Here is a 7,583-nt window from a genome sequence, read left to right on the forward strand (position 1 = left end):
GAGTTACCTGTGAAGCTAACAAAATTAAGTTATTTGGTTTTATCGCTTGGAATATTATTTTTTATTTTTGGCTGCACGACTGATCACCAAAACAATGAAGCAATTGACTATGTACAACTTACTCATGGTATTGATGAATCAGCGGGGGGCGTATCAAGCTACATAATTAACACAACTAACGCGACTTACTATCTTGAAAAGAAAGGTGGGGGTTTATCAAGTCTTGTCGATAAAGAGGGGATTGATTGGCTAGGTTTTCATAATGAAAAAGGCTCTGGCCATAAAGGAGAGTATCGCGGATTTCCTAATGCGATTCATAAACAAGACGGTAACTATTTCCATGCACTCAATGCTGGCACAGAGCTATCTACATCTGTGGTAGATATTGAATCTGAACAACACGTGCGTATTACCTTTACGTCTGAAAACAAACAATGGCAAGGGCAATGGGATTTTTACCCACGCCGGTTAGATTTTACCATGAGTAAAGTCAGTGAAGGATATAGCTATTGGGTGCAATATGAAGGCGTACCTTATGGCGAAATGGATAAAACCGATTTTTGGTATTCATCCGCCGACACTAAAGCTCATTTAATTGATGAATCATTTTTAGGGGATTTACCCTCACCTGAATGGATAGCATTTGGCGATGTTAATAGCCCGCGTATGCTGTATTTATTACACCATGAAGATGATGAAAATCCTGATAATTACGTAAGTAGACCAGATATGACGGTGTTTGGTTTTGGCCGTAGCAATAAAGATAAATATCTCACTACAGCACAACGGTTTTCAATTGGATTTATTGAGTCATCAGAATATGAAACTGTGCAAACAACAATAAAACAGCTTTTAGATTAAACTTTTTATAAATGGAAGTGCTTTTGGTCGCATCAAAACTTGTATAGTGTGGTCTTAAGCACTTAACTAGATTTAAACTAAAGCTAAGAGCTCCGCGTACGTATGGAATTATTAAAGCATTTACTTTAATGGCTGTTTGTTATCATCGTATGAACACGCAATTTACCGATGTTATTTGGTTATCACGGTTTTCGGCTCATTCAAGTAGGTATCAAACTTTAAAAAATATTTCACTCGTAGGTTGGACCAACCGCTGGAGATAGATTTATTGTTAGTAGATATTTTATTTAGTTTTTATACCCCACACTCTTTAATAAATTAAGCTCGGCCACGCAGCGCAGAAATACAGCTTGCTAAAATTACAAATCCGAAAGATATTTTAAACGCCAATGAAATGGTATTCATTAATGCGTGGCTATTTTGCGCTGAAAAGGTGCTGTCACCAAGGTAGTAATGCACAATCAAGTTGATTAAGCTCATGCCAAATAAATTACCAATTGTACGAGATAAGTTCATTGAAGAAGATGCGACGCCTAGCTCACTTTTATCGACAGCCCCCATAATGGCGTTGTTGTTTGGGGTTGAAAATAAGCCAAATCCAATCCCTAATAATAGTAGTGAGCCGCTTATGTAAGTTATGCTTGAACTAACCGATAGCTGGGACAGCATAAAAAAGCTGAACATGGCAATCATACAGCCAAATGTAACAAGTAAGCGAGGCTGTATTTTATCGGCAAGTTTACCGGCTAGAGGCGCCATTATAGCCATTGAAACTGCTTGAAGTAATACTATTTGCCCAGCTTGTGCAGGGCTCAACCCTTTAATATATTGCAGGTATAAACTTAATAAAAAGGCCAATGAAAAGTTACTGGCATACATTAGAAATGAAGTTGATAGTGATAGGCTGAACACTCTGCTTTCTAAAAACATTTGTACACGAATTAGGGGGCGCCGACTTCTACTTTGGTGAACAATAAATAGCATTAAACAGATGATTGAAAGCACGGTTAATAACCAGCCCGCAGTACTCGGTAAGTCACTCAGCCCTAATACTAAACAAAATGCAAAAAGCGAGAAAATAACGGTACCCCACCAGTCAAAGGGTGTTTTGGTATCATTTTTCCATTCTCCATGTAAAAACAATTTAATAGCAATGAGCAGCATAAGTACCAGCGGAATTTGCGAGTAAAACACGGCGCGCCACCCCCATAGCTCAGTCAGCCACCCCCCCACCGCAGGCGCTCCACTGAGTCCAATGTATACACACGCTGCTGAAGTACCGAGCGCCATGCCTCGTTTGTTACTTGGCGTGACTGAAGTAATGATGGCAACTCCGATACCAAAAATCATGGCCCCAGCCGCACCTTGAATAAAGCGCCAAAAAAGGACCCATTCAATAGCGGTTGCTATCGCACACATAAACGAGGCGAGTGCATTTAAGCCTAAACCAAACGCATAAACGCGTTTACGGCCATAGTTATCTGCAATTTTTCCGCACGGGAGCATAAATATGACACTACTGAGTAAATACAATGTAGGCATCCAAGCGATCATTTTTGCGCTTGCGTCTAAATCTTCAGCAAGATTGGGTATCGCGATGTTAACGCCTGCCATTCCAAGTGGACCAATAATGGATCCGAAGCAAATGATGATAAGTGCAATAGTCGTCGGGGGAAGTTTAAACAAGAAGGTATCCTTTTATACTCTAGGCTTAAAATACCACGAGATGACGCTTGCTTCTACAAACTTATAAGGCGGTTACAAAGAAGTAATAATTCATTCCTAATTTGGGGTCTTGTGTTCCAAACTGTATATCAATTAACGGTTAGTATATTAACACATAGTTGAGAACATTTTTACGAGCTAACTTAAGAGGCATATATGTGTCACTTACTTAAAGAAGGAAATAAAACAGACATGAAATAAAACAGGACAGACACATTTTTTTTGCAAAATCCAAAGTATCAACTACTGTTGTTATATACAGTTTAAATGAAATTGATATTTTATGACTCGCGCAAGAAAAAAGCTGATTGATTTAGCATCCACATCTTACTATCACTTAATCTCACGCTGTGTTAGGCGGGCGTTTTTGTGCGGAGATGATAAATATACAGGTAAAAACTTCGATCATCGACGGGAGTGGCTAGTAGATAGAATAAAGTTATTAAGTAGTGTATTTGCCATAGAAATTGCCGCTTATGCAGTTATGAGTAATCATTACCACCTTGTTGTGAATGTTAATAGGCGTCAAGCACTTAATTGGTCAGATGATGAAGTAATTAACCGCTGGTATCAGCTTTACAATGGCCATGTTCTAGTTGATCGTTACTTAAATGGAGAGAAATTAGATAAGGTAAGTGACCTATTTTTCAATGAGCTCATCGCAAAATGGCGTGAAAGGCTCTATGACATTAGCTGGTATATGAAAAATCTCAATGAGTATATTGCCCGCGAAGCCAATAAAGAAGATAACTGCACGGGAAAATACTGGGAGGGGCGCTATAAATCACAAGCATTATTAGATGAAACCGCAGTGCTTAGTTGCATGGCCTACGTCGATTTGAATCCTATCAGAGCAAACATAGCCGATACGCTTGAAGACAGTGATTTTACGTCAATTCAGGAGCGTATAGCGCATTTAAAAGCTTTTACTACAGACAAAGTTAAAGCGAATAAACCTCTTAAACAAAAAGAGATGTTTAAGCATGAAAGTCAACCAGCAAATCTCAAGCCATTTGGTGGCAACCATATTAAAAACACGCTTCCTTTTGCCTTACTGGATTACATTGAATTAGTCGATTGGAGTGGGCGTCACATAGATCCGAAGAAGAAAGGACATATCAACAAGGCTGTGCCAAAAGTGCTGCTGAATTTGAATATAGAAGAAGCGCACTGGCTTGAATCAATTCAACGTTTCAGGCAGCAATACTCAAATTTTGCAGGCAGCAAACAACGGTTAAAGCAACAAGCTGCAACCAATGACGTGAAATGGTACAAAGGCGCTGGTTGAGTAAAGAGTGGAAGCCTCTTCAGTGAATTGTTAAAAAATACAATTAAGTTATTGATAAAAATTAAACCTTTAGATTATATTTATTGCCTAAACTCCCTTCCAAGCTACTCAACTCTACGTTTTGCAACAAGCAGTGCATAAAAAATAATTACAACGTTATCCACGATGAGATAGTTGTTAAATTTTCAACAGCAAAATATGCCTGTCCTTTTTATTATTCACTGGCTTGAATCAATTCAACGTTTCAGGCAGCAATACTCAAATTTTGCAGGCAGCAAACAACGGTTAAAGCAACAAGCTGCAACCAATGACGTGAAATGGTACAAAGGCGCAGGTTGAGTAAAGAGTGGAAGCCTCTTCAAGTGAATTGTTAAAAAATACAATTAAGTTATTGATAAAAATTAAACCTTTAGATTATATTTATTGCCTAAACTCCCTTCCAAGCTACTCAACTCTACGTTTTGCAACAAGCAGTGCATAAAAAAATAATTACAACGTTATCCACGATGAGAGAGTTGTTAAATTTTCAACAGGAAAATATGCCTGTCCTTTTTATTTTTCATAACCGAGATTCGTATAACGCCTTAAGCAGAAGCGCCACTTGCGGCGTCCTGCGGGCTTAATTTGTTATGTGATATTTGCCTTGTTGTCATTTGAAAAATGCTAATGCTGTACACAAAAACAATTGCAAGACCTACCGCGAGAAGTCGAGATTCTGGAACAAGGAACCAAGCTAATAAAACTAGTCCGGTGCGCAATACTGCGTGGATTAGTCCTAAAGGGTGTTGAATTATCCAGGAGTAAACAATCCAGTGGAGCCCCAAGCCAATACCAACACTTAAAGTAAGAAACTCTGGTGCATATAAAAATAATGGAATATGGACAGCCCATAGCAAGTTAACCATCAATACAGAAAACCCCATAAGCTTTCCAAGAGGATTCTGCGAAGAAAATACTTTTTCTTTAGTTATTTTTGATATTGCTAGAGCAATTGGAAATATCGAACCGGAACCAAAAAGCAATACTAATAGTCCCATTCTTTCAGAGACTAGAGTCGACAACACGGCTATAACAAACCAATAAATTGCACCAGCAATTGGCATCGATAGTGATCGTTTTGCTGATTCTTCGAAATCTGCTCTTAGCTCTTCCAGTGTCATCTTTGTTCCTTAATGATTACATTTCACATACAGCTTATTGAACACCGTTTTGGTGGTTTATAACACACCAAAACGGCTTATATTACATACACTAATAATTTCACTAATAATTAACTTTGTAAACAATTGATTAAAGCGGCAATAAATTAAGTGTTTTATTCGGTACTAAAACGGCGGTTAATAATGTTATCGGACAAAATAGCCTGGCTGCACAAATCAGGTAAAAATGGCTTTATTGTCTGCAGCAATTTAAAAATATAAGCTATAAATAATCTATCAATCACAATATATATATCAGAGATGACACATACTAATGCGAATTTAAAACCCTATAAAATAGCTTTGAAAGTACTCTTTAACATCATGAATGAATGGAAAATTGAAGAAAAAAAGCAGCGTATCTTACTTGGGAATCCCGCGATTGATGTATTTAAACATGGAAATGCGGTGAGGTAACGTCTCTAGAAAGTGATGTATTAGTGCGAATTTCCTACATGATAGGTATCTACAAAAATTTAAGATCGCTATTTCCTTTGCAGGGACAGGCTAATGAATGGCTTCTCAAGCCAAATTCAGCGTTTGGCGAGGCTTCTGCGCTGGATTTTATGTTGCTCGGACAGATGGCGAATTTACGTGAAGTAAGGCATTATTTAGATGCTCAATTTGATTACATAACTTCTGGCAACACATAAAAATTGACTGCATTCCTGAGCCTGATTCAATTACAGACTATTTTAGATGTCGTCGCATCTTATTATGGGGATATCTGACCAGCGTGTTGTGTAATGGGGTGATAAGAAGGCTCGCTTCATATTCCAGTTTTGGGAGAGCCTTTCACCCCCGAGTGATAAAGCGCCCACACCATAGCGTTTGTTGACTGCATCTAAGCATTGCATCATCTTTGGTTTGTCTTCACTGACTGCAAACATATCAGCTTGTTGGTATAACTCACTTTCCAGCTCAATTGCACCTATGCCACATCGATAAAAGCGTACATTTGGTTTGAATATGTCATCAATAACCCGTGAAACAGCTTTGGCGATAACGCTGGTATCGGATGTGGGGATGGGAAAGTCATAGAGCAGAGATTTTTTATAATATGACTCTTCATGTGGAGAGCTAGCTGCAAATATAACGATGCGCTTTGTTAATGAACGTTGCTTTCTAAGCTTACGCCCAACGATTGCAGCGTGTGTTGTCAGCGCTGATTTTAAGGTTGTTATATCACTAATTCGTTCCCCAAAACTACGGGTTGAAAATATCTCTTTTTTATTTTGCTTTACTTCATCCCAACTTAAACAGGCAACACCATTTAACTCACTGACTGTTCGCTCAAGAACAACACTGAACATTCTTCTCATTACTTTTGGGTTTTGCTCAGCCAACTGCCACGCATTCTTAATGCCCATTAATTTTAATTTTTTGCCTAAGCGTGAGCCAATGCCCCACACATCAGTGACATCCATCTTTGTCAGTATTTCTTGCCGTGATAAGTCACTGTCTATGACGGCAACACCCTTATAGCCAGGTAGCTTCTTAGCAGCATGATTCGCCGCTTTAGCTAGAGTAGGTGTCGAGCCAAAACCGACCCCCACAGGCAACCCTGTCTCACGCCATACCGCTTGTCTTATTGTATTTCCGTAGCCAGTCCAATCATCAATGATTTTGGAGAAGCCCGTAAAGCGCAAAAACGACTCATCAATACTATAAACATAGTGGTCATCACAGAAGCGATTTATCACTGTCATCATACGTTCACTCAAATCAGCATAAAGCTCGTAATTTGATGAGCGTACAACCACATTATGCTGCGCTAAAAAATGCTTAATTTTAAAGTAAGGTTGGAACTTAGGTATATTAAGACTACGCGCTATAGGGCATACAGCACATATACAGCCATCGTTATTTGTTAGAACAACAACGGGCTTAAAACGTATAGAGGGGTCAAACACCTTTTCTGCACTGGCATAAAATGCCACCGCATCCACTAAGGCATACATCGACTGAGCTCTACTTTATTTTTATGCAGGCGAATACTCGTTGTTACAACACCTTCGAGCTTGAAATCGTCTTCCGGTGAGATGTAAACCGACGAATAATTTTTGGATGCAGAGATAAGTAAACGATTAGGTTTATCAATGATTTTACACACAAACGTGCCGTTATAACTTGCGACAATTACATCACCCGTACTTACATTTTCAGCTCTATCAACAACCAATAAATCACCATCAAATATCCCAACATCCTGCATTGACTGACCCGATGCTAATCCAATAAAGGTTGCATTAGGATGTTTAATGATGAGTTCATCCAACGAAATTCCTAGCTCCGTGTATTCGGCTGCAGGGGACTCAAAGCCGGTAATACCTGCTTCAATAAAAATGGGGATAACGAACATACATACCTCCATACTGTTTATTTATGGCTGTGTTGTAGTTGAGTGTGGGTATTGAAAATACATATCATAATGCCTCTTTTATCCATGTTTGATCTGAATACTCAGTGTTATCTTCCATAAACCTAAACCAGCTTAAATAATTCTCAAT

8 protein-coding genes are annotated in these 7,583 nt (G+C 38.7%); 4 read left to right on the plus strand and 4 right to left on the minus strand.

Annotated elements, in window-relative coordinates:
* Window positions 1-51: 51 nt before the first annotated feature.
* Window positions 52-861 (plus strand): hypothetical protein, encoded by an 810-nt coding sequence (locus tag AAEU30_RS17590; protein WP_421961660.1) that lies wholly within the window; start codon window positions 52-54, stop codon window positions 859-861.
* Between the two features lie 318 nt (window positions 862-1,179).
* On the opposite strand, the gene AAEU30_RS17595 is transcribed toward AAEU30_RS17590, so the two are convergent.
* Entirely contained in the window at window positions 1,180-2,547 is a 1,368-nt protein-coding gene (locus AAEU30_RS17595; protein ID WP_421961647.1) for an MFS transporter, read from the minus strand.
* Between the two features lie 322 nt (window positions 2,548-2,869).
* Between AAEU30_RS17595 and AAEU30_RS17600 the strand changes: the two genes are divergently transcribed.
* Entirely contained in the window at window positions 2,870-3,874 is a 1,005-nt protein-coding gene (locus AAEU30_RS17600; protein ID WP_421961648.1) for a transposase, read from the plus strand.
* 198 nt (window positions 3,875-4,072) lie between these two features.
* Complete coding sequence (locus AAEU30_RS17605; RefSeq protein ID WP_421961649.1) at window positions 4,073-4,213, plus strand: hypothetical protein; 141 nt, start codon at window positions 4,073-4,075, stop codon at window positions 4,211-4,213.
* 245 nt (window positions 4,214-4,458) lie between these two features.
* Here AAEU30_RS17605 and AAEU30_RS17610 read toward each other — a convergent pair whose 3' ends face one another.
* Entirely contained in the window at window positions 4,459-5,034 is a 576-nt protein-coding gene (locus AAEU30_RS17610) for a DUF7010 family protein (protein WP_421961650.1), read from the minus strand.
* A 494-nt stretch (window positions 5,035-5,528) separates the two neighbouring features.
* On the opposite strand from AAEU30_RS17610, the gene AAEU30_RS17615 reads away from it, so the two are divergent.
* Window positions 5,529-5,726 (plus strand): MbcA/ParS/Xre antitoxin family protein, encoded by a 198-nt coding sequence (locus tag AAEU30_RS17615; protein ID WP_421961651.1) that lies wholly within the window; start codon window positions 5,529-5,531, stop codon window positions 5,724-5,726.
* Window positions 5,727-5,768: 42 nt separating this feature from the next.
* On the opposite strand, the gene AAEU30_RS17620 is transcribed toward AAEU30_RS17615, so the two are convergent.
* Entirely contained in the window at window positions 5,769-7,034 is a 1,266-nt protein-coding gene (locus tag AAEU30_RS17620; RefSeq protein WP_421961652.1) for a Y-family DNA polymerase, read from the minus strand.
* Window positions 7,022-7,435 (minus strand): translesion error-prone DNA polymerase V autoproteolytic subunit, encoded by a 414-nt coding sequence (gene umuD / locus AAEU30_RS17625; RefSeq protein WP_421961653.1) that lies wholly within the window; start codon window positions 7,433-7,435, stop codon window positions 7,022-7,024. Before umuD ends, AAEU30_RS17620 begins: the two co-directional genes overlap by 13 nt.
* Window positions 7,436-7,583 lie beyond the last annotated feature (148 nt).

Origin of the sequence: Pseudoalteromonas mucoides (assembly GCF_049257175.1) — a bacterium.
Classification (GTDB): domain Bacteria; phylum Pseudomonadota; class Gammaproteobacteria; order Enterobacterales; family Alteromonadaceae; genus Pseudoalteromonas.